24 protein-coding genes and 1 tRNA gene are annotated in these 22,075 nt (G+C 71.0%); 16 read left to right on the top strand and 9 right to left on the bottom strand.

The window, feature by feature from the left end; all coding sequences use genetic code 11:
- Nucleotides 1–36: 36 nt before the first annotated feature.
- From A4U64_RS18040 to A4U64_RS18015, 6 genes are all read left to right on the top strand, one after another.
- Nucleotides 37–399: a DUF485 domain-containing protein gene (locus A4U64_RS18040; protein ID WP_006930250.1), complete on the top strand. Its 363-nt coding sequence runs from the start codon at nt 37–39 to the stop codon at nt 397–399.
- Nucleotides 396–2,030 carry a solute symporter family protein gene (locus A4U64_RS18035; protein WP_006930252.1) on the top strand — a complete coding sequence of 545 codons (1,635 nt, stop codon included), beginning with the start codon at nt 396–398 and terminating at the stop codon, nt 2,028–2,030. Before A4U64_RS18040 ends, A4U64_RS18035 begins: the two co-directional genes overlap by 4 nt.
- A 71-nt stretch (nt 2,031–2,101) precedes the next feature.
- A complete protein-coding gene (locus tag A4U64_RS18030) occupies nt 2,102–2,533 on the top strand; it encodes a type II toxin-antitoxin system Rv0910 family toxin (RefSeq protein ID WP_006930253.1) in 432 nt (143 codons plus the stop codon).
- Between the two features lie 217 nt (nt 2,534–2,750).
- Nucleotides 2,751–5,012, top strand: coding sequence for an ATP-dependent DNA ligase (locus A4U64_RS18025; RefSeq protein WP_065922923.1), 2,262 nt, complete (start codon nt 2,751–2,753; stop codon nt 5,010–5,012).
- 134 nt (nt 5,013–5,146) lie between these two features.
- The gene (gene mddA / locus A4U64_RS18020) at nt 5,147–5,914 is read left to right on the top strand and encodes a methanethiol S-methyltransferase (protein ID WP_006930258.1); all 768 of its coding nucleotides are present in this window, start codon (nt 5,147–5,149) and stop codon (nt 5,912–5,914) included.
- Nucleotides 5,915–5,981: 67 nt separating this feature from the next.
- On the top strand, nt 5,982–6,311 hold the full coding sequence (locus tag A4U64_RS18015; protein ID WP_029541928.1) for a YnfA family protein: 330 nt from the start codon (nt 5,982–5,984) through the stop codon (nt 6,309–6,311).
- Nucleotides 6,312–6,323: 12 nt separating this feature from the next.
- On the opposite strand, the gene A4U64_RS18010 is transcribed toward A4U64_RS18015, so the two are convergent.
- The 3 genes from A4U64_RS18010 to A4U64_RS18000 all read right to left on the bottom strand — a co-directional run bounded on the left by A4U64_RS18010 (nt 6,324) and on the right by A4U64_RS18000 (nt 8,991).
- Nucleotides 6,324–6,782 (bottom strand): hypothetical protein, encoded by a 459-nt coding sequence (locus A4U64_RS18010; protein ID WP_043797747.1) that lies wholly within the window; start codon nt 6,780–6,782, stop codon nt 6,324–6,326.
- Nucleotides 6,783–6,931: 149 nt separating this feature from the next.
- Nucleotides 6,932–7,678, bottom strand: a complete 747-nt coding sequence (locus tag A4U64_RS18005; RefSeq protein WP_065923524.1) for an amidohydrolase family protein — start codon at nt 7,676–7,678, stop codon at nt 6,932–6,934.
- Between the two features lie 17 nt (nt 7,679–7,695).
- Entirely contained in the window at nt 7,696–8,991 is a 1,296-nt protein-coding gene (locus A4U64_RS18000; RefSeq protein ID WP_006930265.1) for a lactate 2-monooxygenase, read from the bottom strand.
- 199 nt (nt 8,992–9,190) lie between these two features.
- Here A4U64_RS18000 and A4U64_RS17995 point away from each other — a divergent pair, with 199 nt between their 5' ends.
- The 4 genes from A4U64_RS17995 to A4U64_RS17980 all read left to right on the top strand — a co-directional run bounded on the left by A4U64_RS17995 (nt 9,191) and on the right by A4U64_RS17980 (nt 10,685).
- The gene (locus A4U64_RS17995) at nt 9,191–9,505 is read left to right on the top strand and encodes a rhodanese-like domain-containing protein (protein ID WP_006930266.1); all 315 of its coding nucleotides are present in this window, start codon (nt 9,191–9,193) and stop codon (nt 9,503–9,505) included.
- Nucleotides 9,502–9,861, top strand: coding sequence for a rhodanese-like domain-containing protein (locus A4U64_RS17990; RefSeq protein ID WP_006930269.1), 360 nt, complete (start codon nt 9,502–9,504; stop codon nt 9,859–9,861). Before A4U64_RS17995 ends, A4U64_RS17990 begins: the two co-directional genes overlap by 4 nt.
- 115 nt (nt 9,862–9,976) lie before the next feature.
- Nucleotides 9,977–10,261 carry a metal-sensitive transcriptional regulator gene (locus A4U64_RS17985; protein WP_037201469.1) on the top strand — a complete coding sequence of 95 codons (285 nt, stop codon included), beginning with the start codon at nt 9,977–9,979 and terminating at the stop codon, nt 10,259–10,261.
- Nucleotides 10,262–10,286: 25 nt separating this feature from the next.
- Complete coding sequence (locus A4U64_RS17980; RefSeq protein ID WP_050034734.1) at nt 10,287–10,685, top strand: DUF302 domain-containing protein; 399 nt, start codon at nt 10,287–10,289, stop codon at nt 10,683–10,685.
- 105 nt (nt 10,686–10,790) lie between these two features.
- Here A4U64_RS17980 and rpe read toward each other — a convergent pair whose 3' ends face one another.
- On the bottom strand, nt 10,791–11,522 hold the full coding sequence (gene rpe / locus A4U64_RS17975; RefSeq protein WP_198163313.1) for a ribulose-phosphate 3-epimerase: 732 nt from the start codon (nt 11,520–11,522) through the stop codon (nt 10,791–10,793).
- A gap of 98 nt (nt 11,523–11,620) precedes the next feature.
- Here rpe and A4U64_RS17970 point away from each other — a divergent pair, with 98 nt between their 5' ends.
- From A4U64_RS17970 to A4U64_RS17960, 3 genes are all read left to right on the top strand, one after another.
- Nucleotides 11,621–12,364 carry a Clp protease N-terminal domain-containing protein gene (locus A4U64_RS17970; RefSeq protein ID WP_082120198.1) on the top strand — a complete coding sequence of 248 codons (744 nt, stop codon included), beginning with the start codon at nt 11,621–11,623 and terminating at the stop codon, nt 12,362–12,364.
- Nucleotides 12,365–12,786: 422 nt separating this feature from the next.
- Nucleotides 12,787–13,242 (top strand): hypothetical protein, encoded by a 456-nt coding sequence (locus tag A4U64_RS28855; protein ID WP_231385869.1) that lies wholly within the window; start codon nt 12,787–12,789, stop codon nt 13,240–13,242.
- 16 nt (nt 13,243–13,258) lie between these two features.
- Nucleotides 13,259–13,765: a hypothetical protein gene (locus A4U64_RS17960; protein ID WP_037200600.1), complete on the top strand. Its 507-nt coding sequence runs from the start codon at nt 13,259–13,261 to the stop codon at nt 13,763–13,765.
- Nucleotides 13,766–13,865: 100 nt separating this feature from the next.
- Here A4U64_RS17960 and A4U64_RS17955 read toward each other — a convergent pair.
- Nucleotides 13,866–13,938 (bottom strand) — tRNA-Arg (locus tag A4U64_RS17955).
- Complete coding sequence (locus tag A4U64_RS17950) at nt 13,929–14,222, bottom strand: hypothetical protein (RefSeq protein WP_144415002.1); 294 nt, start codon at nt 14,220–14,222, stop codon at nt 13,929–13,931. The genes A4U64_RS17955 and A4U64_RS17950 overlap by 10 nt, the downstream gene beginning before the upstream one ends.
- 204 nt (nt 14,223–14,426) lie before the next feature.
- Here A4U64_RS17950 and A4U64_RS17945 point away from each other — a divergent pair, with 204 nt between their 5' ends.
- The 3 genes from A4U64_RS17945 (at nt 14,427) to A4U64_RS17935 (ending at nt 17,948) form a co-directional block, all read left to right on the top strand.
- Nucleotides 14,427–15,200, top strand: coding sequence for a neutral zinc metallopeptidase (locus A4U64_RS17945; RefSeq protein ID WP_065922921.1), 774 nt, complete (start codon nt 14,427–14,429; stop codon nt 15,198–15,200).
- 326 nt (nt 15,201–15,526) lie between these two features.
- The gene (locus A4U64_RS17940; protein WP_029541940.1) at nt 15,527–16,351 is read left to right on the top strand and encodes a M23 family metallopeptidase; all 825 of its coding nucleotides are present in this window, start codon (nt 15,527–15,529) and stop codon (nt 16,349–16,351) included.
- 76 nt (nt 16,352–16,427) lie between these two features.
- Nucleotides 16,428–17,948 (top strand): glutamate-cysteine ligase family protein, encoded by a 1,521-nt coding sequence (locus A4U64_RS17935; RefSeq protein ID WP_065922920.1) that lies wholly within the window; start codon nt 16,428–16,430, stop codon nt 17,946–17,948.
- Here A4U64_RS17935 and A4U64_RS17930 read toward each other — a convergent pair whose 3' ends face one another.
- From A4U64_RS17930 to A4U64_RS17920, 3 genes are all read right to left on the bottom strand, one after another.
- Nucleotides 17,949–20,234 carry a M28 family peptidase gene (locus tag A4U64_RS17930; RefSeq protein ID WP_065922919.1) on the bottom strand — a complete coding sequence of 762 codons (2,286 nt, stop codon included), beginning with the start codon at nt 20,232–20,234 and terminating at the stop codon, nt 17,949–17,951.
- Between the two features lie 75 nt (nt 20,235–20,309).
- Nucleotides 20,310–21,533 carry a globin domain-containing protein gene (locus A4U64_RS17925; RefSeq protein WP_065922918.1) on the bottom strand — a complete coding sequence of 408 codons (1,224 nt, stop codon included), beginning with the start codon at nt 21,531–21,533 and terminating at the stop codon, nt 20,310–20,312.
- Between the two features lie 55 nt (nt 21,534–21,588).
- Complete coding sequence (locus tag A4U64_RS17920) at nt 21,589–22,029, bottom strand: RrF2 family transcriptional regulator (protein WP_006933279.1); 441 nt, start codon at nt 22,027–22,029, stop codon at nt 21,589–21,591.
- Nucleotides 22,030–22,075 lie beyond the last annotated feature (46 nt).

Genomic DNA, 22,075 nt, shown 5'->3' with positions numbered 1-22,075 from the left:
GGGGCGATCCCTGAAGCCACGACCAAGGAGTCGGCAGTGACCACAGCTCACCTCGGCAAGGGCGGGGCGCTCGAGCGCCGCACGCCCGATGCGCAGGACTTCGTCGACATGCAGGCGAGTCCGGAGTTCCAGGACTTGCGCCGCCGGCTCCGGCGGTTCGTCTTCCCGATGACGGGACTCTTCCTCACCTGGTACTTCGTGTACGTCCTGCTGGCCACCTACGCCGCCGACTTCATGGCGACCAAGGTGCTCGGCAACATCAACCTCGGCCTGATCCTCGGACTCGCGCAGTTCGTATCGACCTTCGTCATCACCGCGCTCTACGTGCGGTTCGCCAACCGTGACCTGGATCCGCGGTCCGCCGCGATCCGTGAAGAGCTGGAAGGACCGGCCCAGTGACAGTTCTGGCCCAGGGTGCCACCGACGTCGGCAACCCCCTGTTCAACATCGCGATTTTCGTCGCATTCGTCGTCGTGACGATGAGCCTGGTCATCCGGGCCAGCCGCTCCACCAAGAAGGCCTCGGACTTCTACACCGGCGGCGGGCAGTTCTCCGGCCCGCAGAACGGCTTCGCGATCGCCGGCGACTACCTGTCGGCCGCGTCGTTCCTCGGCATCGCCGGCGCCATCGCCGTCTACGGCTACGACGGATTCCTGTACTCCATCGGCTTCCTCGTCGCCTGGCTCGTCGCCCTGCTGCTCGTCGCCGAACTGCTGCGCAACACCGGCCGGTTCACCATGGCCGATGTCCTGAGCTTCCGGCTCAAGCAGCGTCCGGTGCGCATGGCCGCCGCGCTGTCCACCCTCGCGGTGTCGCTGTTCTACCTGCTCGCCCAGATGGCCGGTGCGGGCGGCCTCGTCGCGCTGCTGCTCAACATCGACGGCAAGCTCGGCCAGGGCATCGTCGTCGCCGTGGTCGGCGTCCTGATGATCGTGTACGTGCTCATCGGCGGCATGAAGGGCACCACCTACGTGCAGATGGTCAAGGCCGTGCTGCTCGTCGCCGGTGCCGGCATCATGTTCGTGCTCGTGCTGCTCGCGGTCCGCGGCAACTTCTCGCAGCTGCTGGCCGACGCGCAGGCCATGGTGAACAGCTCCACCAACGAGGCCGTCGCCGGCCGCGACGTGCTCGCCCCCGGCGCCAAGTACGGCATCAGCGACATGACCCGGCTCGACTTCGTCTCGCTCGGCATCGCCCTGGTGCTCGGCACCGCCGGCCTGCCGCACGTGCTGATGCGCTTCTACACCGTGCCCACCGCCAAGGAGGCCCGGCGCTCGGTGACCTGGGCCATCGCCCTGATCGGCGGGTTCTACCTGTTCACCCTGGTGCTCGGCTACGGTGCCGCCAAGATGGTCGGACCGGACGTCATCCTTGGCGCCCCCGGCAAGGAGAACTCGGCCGCGCCGCTGCTCGCCTTCGAACTCGGCGGCACCATCTTCCTCGGCATCATCTCCGCCGTCGCGTTCGCCACGATCCTCGCGGTCGTCGCCGGCCTCGCGATCACCGCGTCCGCGTCCTTCGCCCACGACATCTACGCCAGCGTGATCAAGCGCGGCAACGCCTCCGAGGAGGATCAGGTGCGGGTCTCCCGCATCACCGTCGTGGTGATCGGCGTGGTCTCGATCGTGCTGGGCATCCTCGCGATGGGCCAGAACATCGCCTTCCTGGTGGCCCTGGCCTTCGCAGTCGCCGCGTCCGCCAACCTGCCGACGCTGCTGTACTCGCTGTTCTGGAAGAAGTTCAACACCACCGGCGCCCTGTTCAGCATCTACGGCGGCCTGGTCAGCTGCCTGCTGCTCATCGCCTTCTCCCCGGCGGTGTCCGGCAAGCCGTCCTCGATGTTCCCGAACGCGGACTTCGCCCTCTTCCCGCTCGCCAACCCCGGCATCGTGTCGATCCCGCTGGCCTTCGTCCTCGGCATCGTCGGTACCTACATCGGCCGGCGCAAGCTGGAGGACCCGGCCAAGCAGGCCGAGATGGAGGTCCGCTCCCTCACCGGTGTCGGTGTCGAAAAGGCTGTCGCCCACTAGGCAACACCCACGAAGCGCGGACGCAGGGTCGATCACCCTGCGTCCGCGCTTCGGCGTCTACGCTGCGGGGCATGGCCAAACTCGAGGTATCGACCGACCTTCCGCTCGAACCGCACGTGACCTGGGTGCGGGCGTCGGACCTGCACGGATTCGACGAATGGCTGACCATCCACGACGGGTGGCGCAGCGACCTGCCGAGCGAACTCGTCGTCGGCACCACCGCCGAGTCCGTCGTCTCGGTCAAGGGCATGCGCAACCGGGTCGCGTGGACCGTCCGGGAGATCGACTCGCCGCACCACCTCGTGCTCCACGGTTCCGGCAAGGGCGGCACCCGGTTCAAGCTGCGGATGACCGTCCGGGCCGCCGGGATCGGCTCCGTGCTCAGCCTGAACATCGACCTCGGCGGGGCGCCGCTGTTCGGGCCGATCGGCTCCGGCGTCGCGCGGGCCCTGCACGGCGACATCGAGGCCTCGCTGCGCCGGTTCGCCGAACTCTACAGCTGAGCCGCAGCGCCGAAGGCGCTCATGGGTCCCAGCACCGAAGGTGCCCATGAGCGCAGCGCCGAAGGCGCTCATGGGTCCCAGCACCGAAGGCGCTCATGGGTCCCAGCGCCGAAGGTGCTCGTGAGCGCAGCACCGAAAGCGCCCTCCGCGCGGGCGACACGCCGGGGACCGGCGCGAGAAGTGCGCGCCCGCGGGCCGCGCTCGGCAGAATGAGGCGATGACGACCCGCACGTTCGAAGGCCGTCGTCTGAACCTGACGAACCTCGACAAGGTGCTGTACCCGAGCACGGGCACGACGAAGGCCGACGTGGTCGACTACTACGTCGCCGTCGCCCCGGTGCTGCTACCTCACGTCGCGGGCCGGCCCGGCACCCGCAAACGCTGGCCCGAGGGTGTCGGCGGCGAGTCGTTCTTCGAGAAGAACCTCGCCTCCCACGCGCCGAAGTGGCTCACCCGCAAGACTGTTCACCACAAGCAGCGGTCGGTGACGTATCCGGTCTTCGACTCCGTGGCGTCGCTGGCCTGGCTGGGGCAGCAGGCGGCACTCGAGCTGCACGTGCCGCAGTGGCGGTTCTCGGGTTCCGTTCCGGGTCCCGCGACGCGGATCGTGTTCGACCTCGACCCGGGGGAGGGGGTCACGCTGGCGCAGTGCGCCGAGGTTGCCCGCCTGGTGCGCGACATGGTCGGCGGGCTGGGCTGGCCGGCCTACCCGGTCACCAGCGGCAGCAAGGGGATACACCTGTATGTGCCGCTCGACCGCGAGCTTGCACCGGGCGGGGCGTCGACCGTGGCGAAGCAGGTGGCGATCAACCTCGAGACGCTGCATCCCGACCTGGTCACCGCCACCATGGCGAAGGCCGTGCGCGGTGGCCGGGTGTTCCTCGACTGGAGCCAGAACAACCAGGCCAAGACGACCATCGCGCCGTATTCCCTGCGCGGTCGGGAGCAGCCGTGGGTCGCCGCGCCCCGCACCTGGGACGAACTCGACGACCCCGGGTTGCACCAATTGCGGTTCGACGAGGTGCTCGCGCGCCTCGAGGCCGGACCCGACCCGCTCGCCGCGCTCGACCCGCCGCTGCCCGAGTCCGACGCCCTGACCGAGTACCGGCACAAGCGCGACCCGTCCCGCACCCCCGAACCCGTCCCCGCCACCGTGGGATCCGGACCGGGCAATTCCTTCGTCATCCAGGAGCACCACGCCCGCCGCCTGCACTACGACCTGAGGCTCGAGCGCGACGGGGTGCTCGCGTCGTGGGCGGTGCCGAAGAATCTGCCGGACGATCCCGGCCGCAACAACCTCGCGGTGCGCACCGAGGACCATCCGCTCGAGTACCTCACCTTCCACGGCGTGATTCCCAAGGGGGAGTACGGCGCCGGCGGCATGACGATCTGGGACACCGGCACCTACGACACCGAGAAATGGCGCGACGACGAGGTGATCGTGCGCCTGCACGGCGCGCGGGTGCAGGGCCGGTACGCGCTGATCCGCACGGCCGGCAACCAGTGGCTCGCGCACCGCATGAAGGACCAGAGCGCGCCGCCGGGCCCGCCGACGAGCTTCCCGCGCGACCTCGAGCCCATGCTCGCGACACCGGGTGAGGTGACCGGTCTCGACGCCGGCGAATGGGCGTTCGAGGGCAAGTGGGACGGCTACCGCGCCGTCGCCGAGATCGAGAACGGGCAGCTGCGGCTGCATTCGCGTTCCGGCCGCGACATCACCGGCGACTACCCCGCTCTCGCCGATCTCACCCGCATCCTCGACGGGCACGAGGTGGTCCTCGACGGCGAGGTGGTCGCGTGCGACACCCTCGGCGTCACAAGCTTCCGGCGGCTGCGGACCGGGGGCACCCCGCAGTACTTCGTGTTCGACGTCCTCTTCCTCGACGGGGTGACCCTGTACCGGAAGCCGTATTCCGACCGGCGGCGCGTGCTCGACGCGCTCGCCGCCGCGGCCGACGGGCTGGTCGTTCCGGACCTGTTGCACGGCAACGGATCCGAAGCGCTGGAGGAGAGCACCCGGCGGGGCTGGGAGGGGGTGGTGGCCAAGCGGCGGAACTCGGTGTACGTGCCGGGTCGGCGCAGCCCCGACTGGGTGAAGTCGAAGAACTGGCTCACCCAGGACGTCGTCATCGGGGGCTGGCGCCTCGGCAAGGGGGCCCGCGCCGGCACCTTCGGCTCGCTGCTGGTCGGCGTGCAGGGCGAGGCCGGGCTGGAGTACGTCGGCCGCGTCGGCACCGGCTTCGACGAACCCCAGCTCGCCGAACTGTCGGCCGCCATGGCGGGTCTGCGGCGCCGCACCACCCCCTTCGCCGGCGACGTCCCGCGCGAGGACGCGCGGGACGCGGTGTGGGTGAGCCCGAAGCTGGTGGGGGAGGTGCGGTTCCGGGAGTGGACCGACGCCGGCAAGCTCTGGCATCCGAGCTGGCGCGGGTTGCGCGACGACATCGACCCGCAGGACGTGGCCCGCGGCAGCGGATGACCGCCCGCCCCGGGTGCCGAAAACCTCACCCCGGGGTGCCTGTCGTCCTCCGGCGCGTTGGCGCACCGTGGTCACACGGCACATCCGCCGACTGTGGCACGGGCCGGCGCGCCCGGAGGAGGGAAGGTTCGACGATGTTGCAGACGACCGACAGGGGCCGCCTCGGCCGCACCCTGATGACCGCGTACGGCGCGGCCGCCTACGCCGTGTTCTTCGCGGTGTTCCTGTACTCGATCGGGTGGGTCGAAGGTCTCGTGGTGCCCCGCACCATCGACGAGGGGCCGCAGACGCCGATCGTCGTCGCCGTGATGGTGAACCTGGCCCTGTTGTCCGTGTTCGCCGTTCAGCATTCGGTCATGGCCCGGCCCTGGTTCAAGGACCGATGGACCCGCATCGTCCCACAGCCGATCGAACGCTCCACGTTCGTCCTGTTCGCCACCGCCGCCCTGGCGCTGGTGATGTGGCAGTGGCATCCACTGCCACAGGAGATCTGGGACGTGGACGCGACACCGGTGCGCGTGGTGCTCTATGCGGTGTCCTTCGCAGGATGGGGCCTCGTGCTCGCATCGACGTTCGCGATCGACCACTTCGACCTGTTCGGCCTGCGGCAGGTGCTGCGGAACTTCGCCGGAAAACCCCCGGCCGAAGTCGTATTCCGCACCCCGATGCTGTACCGCGTGGTGCGTCACCCGTTGTATCTCGGCTTCCTGATCGCGTTCTGGGTGGCGCCGACGATGAGCGTGGGCCACCTGCTGTTCGCCGCGGTCACCACCGGATACATCCTCGTCGCGCTGCGGTTCGAGGAACACGATCTGACCGACACGTTCGGCGACCGGTACCGCGACTACAGTGCCCGCGTGCCCCGGCTGGTGCCCCGCCCGCGCGCGGCGAGCCGAACCTGACCATGTTCCGGCCGGCTCCGGTGCGGGCACCCGCACCGGAGCCGTGCAGCGCCGTAGGGTACTTCGCGTGAGCATCGCGAAGTCCCTCGTCCTGTTCGTCGTCGCGGCCCTGTTCGAGATCGGCGGTGCCTGGCTCGTGTGGCAGGGAATCCGGGAACAGCGCGGCTGGATCTGGGTGGGCGCCGGTGTGATTGCGCTCGGCGGGTACGGAATGGTGGCAACGCTGCAGCCGGATGCGAATTTCGGTCGCATCCTCGCCGCCTACGGCGGAGTGTTCGTCGCCGGATCGCTCGTGTGGGCGATGATCGTCGACGGCTTCCGCCCCGACCGGTGGGATGTGGCCGGCGCCCTGGTGTGCCTGCTCGGCGTGGCGCTGATCATGTACAGCCCGCGCTGAACTCCGGCACCGTCAGCCGACGGTCACCGTCCCCGCGGCCGGTGTCGAATTGCAGATCGGGCCGCTGCTCAGGTTCACCGAACCGAATACGGTGGTGAGCACGGTGCCCGGGCCGGTGTTCACCACCTTCGCCAGGTTCGGGTACGTCCCCTCGAGGTCGACGATCCCCGCCTGGCCGGTGCTCTGATTGAGCCATGCGACCGACACCTGCCCCGCAGCGGGCATGGGGCCCATTCCCGGTGCGGTGGAGAACAGTACGTGACCGGGGGCGATCGCGGGGTTCGCCTCCGGGCCGGCCTGCGCGGTGACCGCCGTGATCGAGGCCAGGCTGCCCTGGTTGAGGCACCCGAAGGTCAGTGCCGTGCCGAGGGATTGGGGCGGTGCGGCGCCGGCGCTGCCGGCGAACAGGACGGCGGCCGCGATCGGTGCGGCGGTGGCGAGGATTGCTCGGGTGGTTCGGGCGGCGCTCATGCTGATGCTCCTGTGATCGGAATGTCACGTCCGGGTGCCGACCGCCGCGCCCCGCCGGCGGCGCGCCCCGCGCACCGAATGACGCCCCCGAGTCTAGATCGCGAACGGCGGAGCATACGACGTTTCGGAGATCTTGCTTGCCGGGGATGTCAACGCACGCGGTAGAACTGCGCGGCATTGTCGTGCAGCGCCCGCGCGGCGAGGTCCGGGCCCAGTGCATCGGTGACCACTGCGACGTCCGTGTCGGTGAACGGCCGCGGCGCCCGGGTGGACGGCAGGTCGGTGCCGAACATCAGGGCGTGCGGGTTCCGGTCGGCGACGGCGCGCAGAACGGCGGCGACGTCGAAGTCGGCGCGGCCGAACCCGGTCGCCTTGACCCGGACCCCGCGGTCGACCAGGTCCAGCAGGTGCGGCAGTCCGGCCGCGGACAGGCCCAGATGGTCGATGCTCACCGCGGGCAGGGCGGCGACGGTCTCGGTGAGCGCGGGCAGTTCGCGGGCGTCGACGTACAACTCGGTGTGCCAGCCGGCGACGTCGTGGACCCGCCGCGCGAGCGAGTCGAGGTGGGCGGCGGATTCCGAACCGCCGCGGCGCAGGTTGAACCGGATCCCGCGCACGCCGGCCTCGTCGAGCCGGGCGATCTCGGTGTCGGTCACGGTCGCCGGCAGTTGGGTGACGCCCACGAAGCGGGGGCCGAGGAGGGCCAGCGCGTCCAGCAGGTAGCCCTGATCGAAGCCGTGGAAGGAGCCGGACACGACGGCGCCACCCGTGACGCCGAGCCCGCGGACCCGCTCGAGATAGTCGGCGACCGTGAAGGCCGGCGGCACGTATCCCTCGTTCGGGGTCACGGGGAAGCGGGGGTCGACGATATGGAAGTGGGCGTCGAAGATCGGCATCACGCGTCGCCCGTCGGTCACGTGCGCGTAAGCGCGTCCGCGGTGATCTCCTTCACCGACGTCAGCCCGCTGAGCCCGAGCGTCAGATCGAACTCGGCGATGATGTTCGCGACGGCGTCGCGGGCCCCCTCGCGGCCGCCCACCGCCAGCCCGTACAGGTGCGGGCGGCCGACGGTGACCGCGTCGGCGCCGAGGGCGAGCGCCTTGAACACGTCCGATCCGGTGCGGATTCCGCTGTCGAGCAGCACCGGTACCCGGCCGTCGACGGCGGGTGCGATGCCGACCAGGGCGTCGAGCGAGGCGATCGCGCCGTCCACCTGGCGGCCACCGTGGTTGGAGACGATGATGCCGTCGGCCCCGGCGTCGAGGGCGCGCCGGGCGTCGTCCGGATGGAGGATGCCCTTGAGCAGCACGGGAAGATCGGTGCGCTCGCGCAGCGACTCGATCTCCGTCCACGTCAGGGAGGGCCGGGAGTAGATGTCGAGGAAGGTCTCGACGGCGGCCCGGGGCTCGGGGGAGCGGAGGTTGTCGAGGAGGCGGCCGGGGTAGCGCCGGCTCATCGAGAGCAGTGTCCTGATCGCGCCTAGGGTCACCTCCACCTCGGGTCGTGCGCCGGCGGCGGCCGCGATGCGCTCGCGGACGATGCGCACGAACGTCGGGTCCGAGGTGTACTGGGCGATGCCCTCGCCGCGAGCGAACGGCAAGGATCCGAGGTTGAGGTCCTGGGGCCGCCAGCCCAGCAGGGTGGTGTCCAGGGTGACGACCACGGCGTCCGCGCCGATCGTCTTCGCGCGGGCGAGCAGGCTGTCGACGAGGTCGTCGTCGCTGCTCCAGTACAACTGGAACCAGCGCGGGGAGTCTCCCATCGCCGCGGCGCTCTCCTCCATCGGGGCGCAGCCCTGGTTGGAGAAGATGTAGGGCACGCCGAGTTCGGCCGCCGCGCCGGCGATCGCGACGTCGGCGTCGGGGTGCGCGAGCTCGGCGGCGCCGACCGGCGCCAGCAGGACCGGGGCGGGCAGGGTGCGGCCGAACAGCTCGACGCTCAGGTCCCGGCGGGAGACGTCGCGCAGCACGCGGGGGACGATCTTCCAGCGGTCGAAGGCCTCGCGGTTGGCGCGCATCGTCGCGCCCTCGCCGGCGCCCCCGGCGATGTAGGCCCAGCCGCGCCGGCTCGTCTTCCGTCGCGCCAGGCGTTCCAGGCCGGCGAAGTCGGTCGGCACCGCGGGGGTGCGCCCGAGCACTCCTGCCCGGTAGATGACGTTCTGGCGGGCACGGCCCGCGCCGGGCTGCGGCGCCACGGGTCCGTCGCTCATCGGCGATTCCTCACTGGTGCGTCGGGCGGGATCGTCTCGGACGCTACACGGAAGCGCCCACGCGCCGGGCCGAAGCGCCGGTCGTCCGGCGGAGACGGTGGACAGATTCCGATATACCCCCTAGGGTATGCAGTACCCCATGGGGTATGAACCTCGAACGACGGCACGATGCCCACCGGTGTGGGCCGAGGAGTGGACAATGAGGGAAATCGACATCGCTGCATTCGCCGACGAGTGGAAGTCCGGCGCGACCGTCGTGGACGTGCGCGAGGACTACGAATACGAGCAGGCGCACGTGCCCGGTGCCCAGTGGATCCCGCTCGGCGAACTCGCTTCCCGTCTCGCCGAGATCCCGGGGACCGACCTCGTCTACGTCATCTGCGCCTCCGGCAATCGCAGCCTGCGCGGCGCGGACATCGTGTCCGCGTCGGGGCGGTCCGCGGTCTCGGTCGCCGGCGGCACCAAGGGCTGGCTGCGCGCCGGTCACCCGGCCGAACAGGGCGGAACCCGATGAGCCTGCTCGAGAAGATCAAGGCGCGCTTCGCCAAGCCCTACGAGTCCGTCGGCGTCGGCCGGGCGCGCGAGTTGCTGGACGGCGGGGCGGTCCTCGTCGACGTACGTTCCGCCGCCGAGTACCGGTCCGGGCACGCGCCCGTCGCGCAGCACTGCGAACTCTCCCAGGTTCCGACGAAGGCGGCGCGGATCGTGCGCAACCGGCCGGTGGTGTTCGTGTGCCACTCGGGCATGCGCTCCGCGAGCGCCGCGCGGATGTTCGCCCCGGCGGCGCAGGCGCCCGTCGCCTCGCTGCGCGGCGGCATGATCGCCTGGGAGCGGGCCGGCGAGCGGGTGGTCAAGGGCGGTCGCCGCTGAAGGAATCGCCGGGTCGACCGGCCCGAGGTCCGGGAATCGGCGCCGAGCCGGAATGTGGGCACGGGAATACCCCACCGGGTATGATGGGTTCATCTTCAGTATGAAGGGGCCGACCATGACAGTTAACACCGTGAATGCCGCAGAATCCACCACCCAGGTGCTCAACCGGCTGCGCCGCGCACAGGGCCAGCTCGCCGGCGTGATCTCCATGATCGAGAACGGGCGCGAATGCCGCGAGGTGGTCACCCAGCTCGCCGCGGTCTCGCGCGCCCTCGACCGGGCCGGATTCAAGATCGTCGCCACCCGGTTGCGGCAGTGTGTCCTCGACGAGCAGGACGACACCTGCGTCGACAAGCTGACCGAGGAGGAACTCGAGAAGCTCTTCCTCGCGCTCGCCTGACAACAGCGAACCACGAAGGAGCAGCATGACACTCGCTCTCGCCACCACGCTGCGCGCCCCGCTCGGCGACACCGTCGAGCGCACCCGCGAGGCGCTGAAGGAACAGGGCTTCGGGGTGCTCACCGAGATCGACATGCAGGCCACCCTGAAGACCAAGATCGACGTCGACATGGAGCCGTACGTCATCCTCGGGGCGTGCAACCCGCCGCTCGCACACCAGGCCGTCTCGGTCAATCGGCAGATCGGGCTGCTGCTGCCGTGCAACGTCGTCGTCCGGCGCGATCCGGAGGACGCCGGCCTGGTGCACGTCGAGGCGATGAACCCGCAACTGATGGTGCAGGTGGCCGAGGATCCCGGGCTGCAGCCCGTCGCCGACGAGGCCGCCCGGCGGTTGCAGGCAGCGATCGACGCGCTGGGGAGCTGAGCCGTCACCCGAAAACGGGCGCCGAGATGTCTCTCGGCGCCCGTTCTCGTGTTCGTCCTGTCGCCCGTTCGTCCCTGTCTCCGATTCGTCCCTGTCTCCCGCTTGTCACGGTCTCCCGTACGCCGCCCGGGCCTTCTCGCGCAGCAGGCGCACGGCGCGGGCCGGGTCGTCCGTGCCGTAGACGGCCGTGCCGGCCACGAAGCAGTCGGCGCCGGCCGCCGCGGCAGCCCCGATGGTGTCGAGGTTCACCCCGCCGTCGACCTCGATGAGCACGTCGAGTTCCCCCGCGTCGACCAGGCGTCGCGCCGCGCGCACCTTGTCGAGCATCTCGGGGATGAACCGTTGGCCGTTGAATCCCGGAGGCACGCTCATCACCAGGAGCGTGTCGAAGTGCGCGAGCGTGCCGATGTGCGGCTCGAGCGGGATCTGCGGCGCGAGCGCGAGACCGGCGTGGGCGCCGGCGTCGCGCAGGCGGCCGGCGAGAGCGACCGGGTCGCGGACGGCCTCGACGTGCACTGAGACGTTGTGCGCGCCCGCCTCCGCGTAGTCGAGCGCCCACCGGTCGGGATCCTCGATCATCAGGTGGCAGTCGAGCGGCAGCGGGGTGTGCCGGGCGAGGGACCGCACGACCGGCACCCCGAAGGTGATGTTGGGGACGAAGTGTCCGTCCATCACGTCGACGTGCAGCCAGTCCGCGCCCCGATCGGATCCACCGGCCACGGCCCGCGCCTCGTCGGCCAGGCGCGCCAGGTCGCCCGAGGCCAGGCTGGGCGCGATCATCGGCTCGCGCCGCGAGTGGCGATCGGCCCGGTGACCAGCGCGGACGTCGGGGTCCATGCGACGACAGTACCCGCCTCGCGGTGCCGGCGAGGCGCACCGGATTGATCGTCAACCGGGCATTGACGACCATGAGCGCGTCAACCTATGGTTGACGAATGACGAACCCGGTACCCATGAGCAATCCCGTCCGGCTCGACGACCTCATCGATGCCATCAAGAAGGTGCATACCGACGCCCTGGAACAACTGACCGACGCGGTCCTCGCCGCCGAGCATCTCGGGGAGGTCGCCGACCATCTGATCGGCCACTTCGTCGACCAGGCCCGCCGCTCCGGCGCGTCCTGGACGGACATCGGGCGCAGCATGGGCGTCTCCAAGCAGGCGGCACAGAAGCGCTTCGTGCCCAAGGGTTCTGCCGATCTCGATCCCGAACAAGGATTCAGCCGATTCACCGAACGCGCCCGTAACGTCGTCATGGCATCACAGAACGAGGCCCGGGCGGCCGGCAACGCCGAGATCACCTGCGAACATCTCGTCCTCGGTCTGCTGAGCGAGCCCGACGCCCTCGCGGTCCGCGCGCTCGTCGCGCAGGACGTCTCGCCGGACGCGGTCCGTCGCGCCGTGGTGGAGAAGCTCCCGCCGGCGTCCGGGGACGTGCCCGACCTGATCCCCTACGACGCGCGTGCGCGCAAGGCCCTGGAGCTGACGTTCCGGCAGGCACTTCGTCTCGGGCACAACTACATCGGCACCGAGCACATCCTCCTCGCCCTCCTCGAATACGAGGACGGAAACGGCGTCCTCACCGGTCTCGGCGTGGACAAGACGGCCGCCGAAGCGCACGTCGCCGCGGCCGTGGCGGCGGAGCAGGCCGCACACGCGGAGCGCGGAGACGCGGAATGAGCAGGCAGCGATCCGCTGTCCAGCCGACCCGTCGCTGAGAGGGCCTCATCCGCAGGGCGAAACCGCCTCCCCGGTCCGCTCCTCGATCTACCGTTGAGTCGAGGCAGCCGAGAGGGGGAACGATGACCTACCCGCTCGTCGAGAAGTCCCGGGAACGTTCGGAAGCCGGGCGGCATTTCGTGATCGAGGACTACACGAAGACGCCGTCGCTCTGTCGTCGCGGTGTCTGGGTGGGGCGTCGGGTCGATTTTTCCGAAACCGTGCTGATGTCCTTCGAGCACGGCCAGGACGACCTGTCCGTCGGCTGGATCGTGAACGGCGCGGCGATATCGCCGGCAGGCTACTATGCGCCGTGCCAAGGAGTGCCGACGATCCGATACCGGTGTCCCGGAGACGGTAGGAACCTGCACACCATTTCGCTGATGAGCACGCCCGGCAGCGATCAGGACTGTGTGGACCTGCAGGTCGTGTTCACGCGTCCGCCGCAGTGGAATCCGCTCGAGTACGGTCCCTCGAAGAAGGTGTGCCTCCAGGGCCGGATCGTCGAATGGCCGTGGTTCCTTCTGCAGCAGGAACAGCAATGCTGGGAGCGGTTCCGGAACGTATTCGAGAAGTACGTGGTGGTACCCCGTCCGGTTCCCGCACCGCCCGGCCCGGTGGAACGGTGGATCGCGAGCCTTCGGGGCGACGAGGCCGCGACGGTACGGGCTGAACTGGACACTGTCGAGCAGTTGGATCACGCCCGGGACGGCGATTTTCTCGCAGAGATCCGTGCCGACCTCGCGGCGAGGTTCCTCCGGTGGGCGAACTCCGAGGACGGGCCGGGTGCCGTGGACCGCTCGCCGCCACGCAGCGATCCGGGTCGAGATTCCTCCTGAGCGAGAGGGCGGACCCGTGACCGAAAAGGCAACGCTCCGGCGACTGGCGGAGTGGGTGTTCGGCGGCGTCGTGCTCGTCGTCGACACGGTCTTCACGGTGATCCGTGTCGTCGTGTGGCGCTCGCGCTGGAAGCCGGCATTGACTGCCCTGCGCCGGTACAACAAGGTCGTCCTCAACCCGGTGATCTTGAAGAGGGGAGGGAAGACGGTCACAGCGGTGCATCACGTGGGTCGCACATCCGGATGGCCATACGTGACCCCGGTGTGGGCGGAACGATCCGGACAGTCGTTTTTCATCCATCTGCCCTACGGCACCGACGTCGACTGGTGCCGCAACGTTCTGGCGGGCGGGGGCTGCGTCCTCGAGCGCGAGGGCGTGCGCTACGACGCCGTCGCTCCCGTGATCGTGCCGGCGGCGGAGGCGGAACCGCATCTGTCGTCGGCATCGAGGAGGATGCACCGACTGTTCGGCGTCGAGTCGTATCTACGGCTGGACATCGCCCCTGGCGTGCAGGCGGACTGATCGAGCGGCTGGAGCAGGGGCATCGCGCTGGTTCGCCCGCTCCCCGCGAGCGGCGGTCCGTAGAGAGCGGCTGCGGGTGAGCTCGACCAGCGGTCTCTTGTGCCCCCGGCAGGATTCGAACCTGCGACACCGGCTTTAGGAGAGCCGTGCTCTATCCCCTGAGCTACGAGGGCGGCGCGCGGTGGACCGGCGGTGCCGATTCGATGCGCGGTGTGAGTGTAGCCGGGATCGCGGCGCCGGTGTGAAACGGTCGCGGAACCAGCGGCACGGCGAGCGCCGCCGCCGCGCCGACGGCGATCCACGTGACGGTCCAGGCCTGGTCGGAGGCGTGTGAGGCGGACAGCAGGGCCGGGGTACGGAAGCTCGACCCGTAGATCGCGGCGCCCGTGAGGGCGATCGCCGTTCCCGCCCGGTCGTGCACCCGAATGTCACACGCCGTCAATCCAACCGAACGCATGTGACATTCGGCCGGAGGTGCGGCAGGTGACCTGCGGCAGGTGACCTGCGGCCGGTGACCTTCGGTCGGAGGTGCGGCCAGTGACCCCGGGGGTGGGAACCGTCCCCCTCGGGGTGCGGTGTGCAGCCCGAAGAGCCCTGGAGTGCGGCCGTGGCGTGCCGGAGGGTGGATCCGCACGCCGAATCCTCGTCCCCGGGAGTACTCATGCCTCGCTCGATCTCGCGCACGATCCGCTTCGCCGCCGTGGCCGTCGCCGCCGTGGTGCCCGCCCTGGGTGCCGTCGCTCCGGCCGCCGCGGAGGACGAGTCTGCCCTGCAACAGCTTTCGCCCACAGCGGAGTGTCCGTTCGCCGCCGGGAGCACCGGGCAGTACGCGACGGACGCGATGGGACCGTATGTGCAGTGCTTCCTTCCGTCGATCGAGTCGTGGATCGATGCCACGTACCAGGACATGCCGCATCCCACCGCCTACTACTCGGTGGCGGCGGGGAAGTCGGGGGAGGCGGCGCCCGGCTGCGCCTACGACGAGAACTCGCTGATGTACTGCGCGGCCGACCGCAGCCTCTACATCGGCGAGAAGGCGGCGATGGACCTCGTGAACGGCTACGGGGAGATCGCCATTGCCGCGGTGCTGAGCCACGAGGTGACGCATCACTTCCAGACGATGCTGGCACTGCCGGAGCCCGACCCGGCCGAACCCAACAGTGCCATCCCCTACGAGAACCAGGCCGATTGTGGATCGGGCGCCTTCGTCGCGTACTCCGAACGCGACCTCGGCGTCACGGTCGAGCAGACCGACCTGGCGTCGCTGGGCCGGGCGTTCGCCGCGGTGGGGGAGGACAAGGGGCCGGAGCGCACCCACGGCACCGCCGAGCAGCGCATCCAGGCATTCGACACCGGCTACCTCAGCCCGTCGCCCACCCCGTTGCTCTCGTGCGTCGACTACATCCCCGAGGCGCCCATCGCGTACATCGGCTGACGCGCCGGGCGCTCCGCTGTGATCACAATCACATAACTGCCGTCGTCTCCTCGCGGTTCTGTATGCGCGCGAGGCGGCGCCGGGAGCCGCCGGCCCCGGCGGACGTCCCAACCCCGCCCGCGCGCACCAGGAGGGTGTTTCCGCAGTTCACGCAGGTGGGGCAGGGCTGCATCCGGCCGGGCTGCCGCCGGGTCGCCGTCGGTACCCACCGCAGAAGTGTCCGAAACGTAACGCTGGCGCTGCCCTATATCGTTTTGTTACTTTGAGTCGCCAGAAACGGCCGGGGCACACCCGGCGCGCAACGGACGACGGATGAGGTAGCAACTGTGGGACGGCACCAGCGGGCAGGCGACGAGGCGACCACCTTCGAGATGGATCTGTCCGGTGCGTCCTCCGGCCGCGGCCGGCACCGCGTCGAGCCCACCGGTCCGTCGGCACCCGTGAAGGCCGCCACCGTGGCCGCCGCCACCGGCGCCTTCTTCGCCGTGGGTGCCCAGCTCGCCGCCGGCACGGCCAGTGCCGCGCCCGCCCCCGCCCAGACCGGCACCCTGCCGTTCGAGGTGCCGCAGGGCCTGCTGCCCGAGGGCTTCGAGCTCCCGCAGCTGCCCGGTGCGCCCGCCCCGGCCGACGAGCACGGCCACGAGCACGCCGCCGCTCCCGCCCTGCCGCCGGAGCTCGACACCCTGGTCGACCAGTTCGCCGCGGGCCAGGGCTGGCTGAACAACCTCAACCCCGCCAAGCCTGCCACCGTGCAGCCCGTCTCGGGCACGCTCACCTCGGACTTCGGCCCCCGCTGGGGCAGCCACCACGGCGGCATCGACATCGCCGCCCCGATCGGCACGCCGATCAAGTCCGCCGCCGACGGCACCGTCCTCGACGCGGGCGCCGCCTCCGGCTACGGCCAGTGGGTGCGCGTCCTCAACGACGACGGCACCACCGCCGTCTACGGCCACGTCGACACCTACCAGGTCAGTGCCGGTCAGCGGGTGACCGCCGGTCAGCAGATCGCCACCGTCGGCAACCGCGGCTGGTCCACCGGCCCGCACCTGCACTTCGAGGTGTGGGACCAGGCCGGCGGCAAGACCGACCCCAACGCCTGGCTCAGCACCCGCGGCGTCGTCGCCGACTGGGGCAGCTACCGCGCCGTCTGACGCTCGCCCCCAACTGCGGTCGCTCGGCCGCTAGGCTGACGAATCATCACCTAGCGGGGGAGAGGGACACGGCTCCATGGGCACGCAGATCAAGGCTCGCTCCTTCACCCGCGCCGACCGGCGCGAGTTCCGCACCAAGGTGCAGGCCTGCCTCGCCGCCCTGGACCGGATGCTGCGCGACGGCGCCTTCACCGACGCGCGCGAACGGCCGGAGCCGCTGCTCGGCATGGAGATCGAGTTCAACCTCGTCCAGGACGACATGGAACCGGCCATGTGCAACCTCGAGGTCCTGCAGGCGATCGACGATCACGCCGTGTTCCAGACCGAGCTGGGCCAGTTCAACGTCGAGATGAACGTCGACCCCGGGCCGTTCGCCGGTGACGCCACCCTCGACATCGAGAACACCCTGCGCGAGTCGCTGCGCCGCGCCGACACGCGGATGCACCGGCAGGACGCCCAGCTCGTCATGATCGGCATGCTGCCCACGCTCGAGCTCGCCCACCTCGACCGGGAGCGCATCACCGCCAACCCGCGCTACGAGGCCCTCAACGAGCAGATCTTCGCCGCACGCGGGGAGGACATCGAGCTCGATCTCGACGGCGTGCCCCTCCCCGGCCGCGACGACGCCGAACAGCTGCGGGCCGACGCCAACTCGGTCGTGCCGGAGGCGGCCTGCACGTCGCTGCAACTGCACCTGCGGGTGGCCCCGGAGGACTTCGCCGACCACTGGAACGCCGCTCAATGCCTGGCCGGAGTGCAGGTGGCGCTCGCCGCGAACTCCCCGTTCCTCGCCGGCAAGGCGCTGTGGCACGAGAGCCGGATCCCGCTGTTCGCGCAGGCCACCGACACCCGCACCCAGGAGCTGAAGAATCAGGGGGTGCGGCCGCGGGTGTGGTTCGGCGAGCGCTGGATCGACTCGGTGACGGACCTGTTCGAGGAGAACTCGCGGTACTTCCCGGCGCTGCTGCCCGAGGTGTCCGACGTCGATCCGATCGCCGAGTTCGATGCCGGCCGGACTCCGCGGCTGCGCGAGCTGCAGATGCACAACGGCACCATCTACCGCTGGAACCGGCCCGTCTACGACGTCGCCGACGAGCACCCGCACCTGCGGCTCGAGAACCGGGTGCTGCCGGCGGGCCCGACGGTGCTCGACATCATGGCCAACGCCGCGTTCTACTACGGGGCGCTGCGCGCCCTCGTCGACGCCGACGTGCCGCTGTGCCGGTTCATGAGCTTCGACGCGGCCCGCGAGAACCTCGGGATCGGGGCCAAGTACGGCCTCGACGCGCGGCTGTACTGGCCCGGCCTGGGCTGGGTGGGCGCCGACGAACTCGTGCTGCGCCGGCTGCTGCCCATGGCGGACGCGGGCCTGACCGCCTTCGGGCTGTCGCAGCAGGCGCGGGACCGGTACCTGGGCATCATCGAAGGCCGGTGCCTGAACCGGCAGACCGGGGCGGCGTGGCAGCGGGCGCAGGTCGTCGAACGGGAGGACGCCGGCGCCGACCGGCGCACCGCCCTGCACGGAATGATGCGTGACTACATCCGGAACATGCTGGGCGGCAAGCCCGTTCACGAGTGGCCGCTCGGCACGGCATGATCACAACCGGACGGTGCGGGTCACCGCGACCGCGGGGGTGACCACGGCCCGGTCGTCCGGAGCGGTGTATCCCGGGACGACGGTGAGGTCGTCGGTGACGTCGGCGACGTGCAGTACCACCGCGCCGTCGCGCGGGGCGACGGTCAGCCGCACCTCGATGCCCTCGGCCGGGGTCCCGGAGAACAGGAACCCGAACGGCGCGGCCGGCGCGGCGCTCCGCCCGGCCACCACCGCCTCCCGCACCGCCGCGGACGTCCCGTCCACCCACAGCCCGATCGTCGGCGCCCCGCGCGGCGACGTCAGCCGCAGGGTCAGCGTCCGTTCGTCGCCGTCGGTGACGTCCGCGACGACGGCGAGCCCGGGCGCGGGCAGCGGCGCGACCGGCGCGGGCCCGTGGGCGAACCTGGTCTCGCTGCGCCACGGGAACGCGTCCGGCAGCGTGGCCGGCTCCTCGGGCAGCAGGGCGCGGCTCCAGGCCGAGGCGGGGGCGCGCGGCGACGCCCACACGGCGGCACCGGTGTCCGCGTTCAGCGCGTAGAGCAGTTGTTCCTGCCGCGGCGGGGTGGCGCCGTCGCGGTTGACCCAGCCGCCGACCGGCGCGGCCACGAGCACGACCCCCGCGGCGGCGATCGCGGCGAGCCGCAGCTGCGACGGCGCGCCGGCGGCGTCGAGGAGCGGCAGCGCCAGCGCGAACAGCACCGCGACGAACACCCCCGCGAGCGGCGCTCCGGTGAGCAGACCGGCGTCGAACGACGCCACCGCGGCGGGCACGAGCACCACGACCGCCGGAACTGTCCCGGCCAGCGTCACCGGCGTCCGCCACCCGCGCCGATCGGTGGGCAGCAGGTCCACGACGAGCGCGGCGATCGCCGCGGGCAGCGCCGGCAGCACCAGGACGGTCGCGACGCCGAGGAAGGGCAGCGCGGCCAGGGCGGTGACCGTCACGGCGAGCAGCGCGCCCGTCGCGAACGCGGCAGGGCCGACACGGCGGCGCACCGGCGGATACGCCGCGAGCAGGACGGCGACGGCCGCGGCCGCCGCGGCGACCTGATAGGGCACCGGCAGGTACGGCTCGCGCAGGACCGCCGAGGCCTGACCGGGAGCGATCCGCAGCGCGAGCCACCACGGCACGAACGCCGCACCCGCCGCCGCGGCCGCCACGGCGATCGAGATCCCGCCCGACGCCGCGAGACGGCCCGCCGAGGCGGCACCGTCCCGGATCCGCCGGGCCGCGAGGGCGCCGGTGACGGCGGCGAGCAGCGCGGTCAGGGCGATCTCGAGCGGGCGCGGGTAGTGCACCGGCCCCCAGGGCAGCGTGACGACGACGTCGTCGCCCCCCGAGCCGAGCTCTGCCAGGTCGGCGGACGAGAACCGCTGTGCCGCAGCAAGGGTGGTTTCTCCCATGCGCTGCAGCGACCCGGTGTCGAGCCGGTCCGGGGTGTCGAGGGGACTGTGATAGTAGGCGCCGCCGCCGGCGATCGCGGTGTCCGCGGCGTGCATGCCGGCCTCGGTGAGGCGGCGGAAGTCGGTGTCGTTGGGCAGCAACTCGAACGCCGTCTGGGTGAACGAGTCCGCGGTCGTGCCGGGCACGCCGGACAGCACACCCACGAGACCCGCGTTGGGGGAGGAGATCCGGAAGGTGACGGGGATCCCGCCGTTGCCGCGGGCCTCGTGGTTGAGCACCACCGTCGGCCTCGCGTCGGCCGGTTGCCGCCGCGTGTACTCCTCGGCGCCGAGCAGGCCGCGTTCCTCGCCGTCGGTCACGAGCACCGTGACGTCGTTCCGGGGGCGGGGGCCGGCGGTCAGGGCGCGGGCCGCCTCGAGCACCGTGGCGATCCCGATCCCGTCGTCGCCCGCGCCGGGGGAGCCGGCGACGGTGTCGTAGTGCGCGGCGAGCACGACGGTGCCGGTGGGGTCGGTGCCGGGCAGGGTGGCGACGACGTTCGCGACCCGGCCGCCCCGCTGGGTGCCCTGCACGGCGGTGGCCGACCAGCCGACGCCGTCGTCGACGCGGACGGACCAGCCGAGGTCGTCGAGGATACGGACCAGGTACTCCCGGGCCGCGGCATGGCCGGCCGAACCCGGGGTGCGCGGCCGCGCGGCCACCGCCTCGACGTGGGTCGTCGCGCGGACGGCGCTGAACGCGGTGGGGGGAGCGTCGGCCGGTGCGGGTGCCGCCGGGGTCCGCAGCGTGGCCGCGAGCCCGACGAGGAGCAGCACGAGCAGTCCGATCCGGCCGGCCCGGCGGGTGCGGCCCGCGCCGGCGGGGGCCGGAGCATCGTCCATGCGAGCGAGCCTAGCGCCGGATCGTGGAGACGACCGTGCCCCGGCCGCGGGGGCCGGGGCACGGTCGGAGGCGACTCAGGCGTTCGGGGCCCAGCTGTCGGGACCGAACACCTCGTAGTGGATGTTCTCGGCGGGCACGTTGCGCTCGATGAGGGCCTCGCGCAGCGAGAGCATGAACGGCAGCGGACCGCACAGGTACGCCTTGGTGTTCGGGTCGAGCGGCAGGTCCGACACGTCGGCCCGGCCCACGCGCACGGTCTCGAGCGGCTCGCGGGCGCCGAGGTCCTCGTACCACCGGTGCACCTCGGCGGACGGGATGCGCTCGACGAGGGTGGCCAGCTCGTGCCGGTGCGCGTGGTTGGCGACGGAGCGGTCGGCGTGCAGCACCGAAACCTTGCGCTCGTCACCGGTTTCCGCGAGGTGCGCGAGCATGCCGATCATCGGGGTGCAGCCGATGCCGGCGGAGGCCAGCAGCAGCGGGGCGCCGTCGTCGGGCAGCACCAGGTCGCCGAACGGGGTGGTGACCTGCAGCTCGTCACCCTCGAAGACGTTGTCGTACAGGAAGTTCGACACTTCACCGGCCGGCGCGACGGTGCCGTCGGGGGTGGTGGTCGCCACGATCCGCTTGACGGTGATGCGCCAGTCGCCCTGGGCCGGCGCGTTGGTCAGGCTGTACTGGCGGATCTGGCGGGCCCCGTCGGGCAGCCTCACGCCCACCGAAAGGTACTGTCCCGGACGGAAAGCGGGCAGCGGAGCGCCGTCGAGCGAGGTCAGGACGAACGAGACGGTGTCGGCGGACTGGTGCCGGCGCTCGGCGACCCGGACGGTGCGCCACACGTCGCCCGGCGCGACGCCCGCGGCCTTGTACAGGTCGTCCTCGAGCTTGATGAGCGTGTTGGCCATCAGCCAGTACAGCTCGTCCCAGGCCGCGGCGACCTCGGGGGTGACGGCCTCGCCGAGGACCTCCACGATCGCCTCGAACAGGTGCTTGTGGACGATCCAGTACTCGTCGGGCTTGATGCCGAGGGAGGCGTGCTTGTGCGCGATGCGGGACAGGATCGCCTCGACCCGGGCCGGGTCGGGATCGAGCTGCAGGGTCGCGAAGGCGGCGATGGAGCCGGCCAGGGCCTTCTGCTGTTCGCCCTGCTTCTGGTTGCCGCGGTTGAACAGGTCGCGCTCGAGTTCGGGGTGCGCGGCGAACATCTTCTTGTAGAACAGCGGGGTGATGTCGCCGATGGCGGCACCCACGGCGGGGAGGGTGGCGCGGACAACTTCCTTGGACTCGGCTGAGAGCGGCATCGTGAACTCCGTTTCGGGTAGGGCTGGGCCGGTTCCGGGCTGTGGAACCGTGCGGTCAGACGGCGGGGCGGGTGAGATCGAGCAGGACGGTGCGGGTGGGGGCCCGGGTGAGATCGGCGACGGTGACGGAGTCGAGCGCCGCGTAGAAGGACTCCTGGGCTCGGCGCAGTGCGCCGCGGAGGCTGCATCCTTCCCGCAGCGGGCACGGTTTGTCGCCCTCGCAGGCGACGACCTCGCCGTCGCCTTCGAGTTGCCGGGTGAGCCATCCGACGGACGCGCCCCGGCCGAGCTCGGTGATGGTCAGTCCGCCGCCGCGGCCGCGGCGGGTCGTGACGACGCCGAGTTCGCTCAATCGTGCGACCACCTTGGTGGTGTGTGCGTACGACAGCTGCAGCTGCTCGGCGACGCGCTTGGTGCTGGGGGAGCTGTCGGGCGCGGCGGCCGCCAGGTACATGACAACTCTCAGTCCGAGATCGGTGAACTGGGTGAGTTGCATGACCTGAGACTAGATAATTGGTATCTGAAATGACAATTTAATGTGA

Source organism: Rhodococcus sp. WB1 (genome assembly GCF_001700945.1).
Classification (GTDB): domain Bacteria; phylum Actinomycetota; class Actinomycetes; order Mycobacteriales; family Mycobacteriaceae; genus Rhodococcus; species Rhodococcus aetherivorans.
This window is presented reverse-complemented; position numbering and strand designations above follow the sequence as displayed.

What these genes read in the sequence shown, in the direction of transcription:
- A4U64_RS17985 (WP_037201469.1), top strand. Translation starts at nt 9,977, where the DNA reads ATGACAGTTAACACCGTGAATGCCGCAGAATCCACCACCCAGGTGCTC.
- A4U64_RS18010 (WP_043797747.1), bottom strand. Translation starts at nt 6,782, where the DNA reads ATGAGCGCCGCCCGAACCACCCGAGCAATCCTCGCCACCGCCGCACCG.
- A4U64_RS18000 (WP_006930265.1), bottom strand. Translation starts at nt 8,991, where the DNA reads ATGAGCGACGGACCCGTGGCGCCGCAGCCCGGCGCGGGCCGTGCCCGC.
- A4U64_RS18025 (WP_065922923.1), top strand. Translation starts at nt 2,751, where the DNA reads ATGACGACCCGCACGTTCGAAGGCCGTCGTCTGAACCTGACGAACCTC.
- A4U64_RS18030 (WP_006930253.1), top strand. Translation starts at nt 2,102, where the DNA reads ATGGCCAAACTCGAGGTATCGACCGACCTTCCGCTCGAACCGCACGTG.
- A4U64_RS17920 (WP_006933279.1), bottom strand. Translation starts at nt 22,029, where the DNA reads ATGCAACTCACCCAGTTCACCGATCTCGGACTGAGAGTTGTCATGTAC.
- rpe (WP_198163313.1), bottom strand. Translation starts at nt 11,522, where the DNA reads ATGGACCCCGACGTCCGCGCTGGTCACCGGGCCGATCGCCACTCGCGG.
- A4U64_RS17935 (WP_065922920.1), top strand. Translation starts at nt 16,428, where the DNA reads ATGGGCACGCAGATCAAGGCTCGCTCCTTCACCCGCGCCGACCGGCGC.
- A4U64_RS28855 (WP_231385869.1), top strand. Translation starts at nt 12,787, where the DNA reads ATGAGCACGCCCGGCAGCGATCAGGACTGTGTGGACCTGCAGGTCGTG.
- A4U64_RS18005 (WP_065923524.1), bottom strand. Translation starts at nt 7,678, where the DNA reads ATGCCGATCTTCGACGCCCACTTCCATATCGTCGACCCCCGCTTCCCC.
- mddA (WP_006930258.1), top strand. Translation starts at nt 5,147, where the DNA reads ATGTTGCAGACGACCGACAGGGGCCGCCTCGGCCGCACCCTGATGACC.
- A4U64_RS17930 (WP_065922919.1), bottom strand. Translation starts at nt 20,234, where the DNA reads ATGGACGATGCTCCGGCCCCCGCCGGCGCGGGCCGCACCCGCCGGGCC.
- A4U64_RS17970 (WP_082120198.1), top strand. Translation starts at nt 11,621, where the DNA reads ATGACGAACCCGGTACCCATGAGCAATCCCGTCCGGCTCGACGACCTC.
- A4U64_RS17950 (WP_144415002.1), bottom strand. Translation starts at nt 14,222, where the DNA reads ATGCGTTCGGTTGGATTGACGGCGTGTGACATTCGGGTGCACGACCGG.
- A4U64_RS17945 (WP_065922921.1), top strand. Translation starts at nt 14,427, where the DNA reads ATGCCTCGCTCGATCTCGCGCACGATCCGCTTCGCCGCCGTGGCCGTC.
- A4U64_RS17925 (WP_065922918.1), bottom strand. Translation starts at nt 21,533, where the DNA reads ATGCCGCTCTCAGCCGAGTCCAAGGAAGTTGTCCGCGCCACCCTCCCC.
- A4U64_RS17980 (WP_050034734.1), top strand. Translation starts at nt 10,287, where the DNA reads ATGACACTCGCTCTCGCCACCACGCTGCGCGCCCCGCTCGGCGACACC.
- A4U64_RS17990 (WP_006930269.1), top strand. Translation starts at nt 9,502, where the DNA reads ATGAGCCTGCTCGAGAAGATCAAGGCGCGCTTCGCCAAGCCCTACGAG.
- A4U64_RS17995 (WP_006930266.1), top strand. Translation starts at nt 9,191, where the DNA reads ATGAGGGAAATCGACATCGCTGCATTCGCCGACGAGTGGAAGTCCGGC.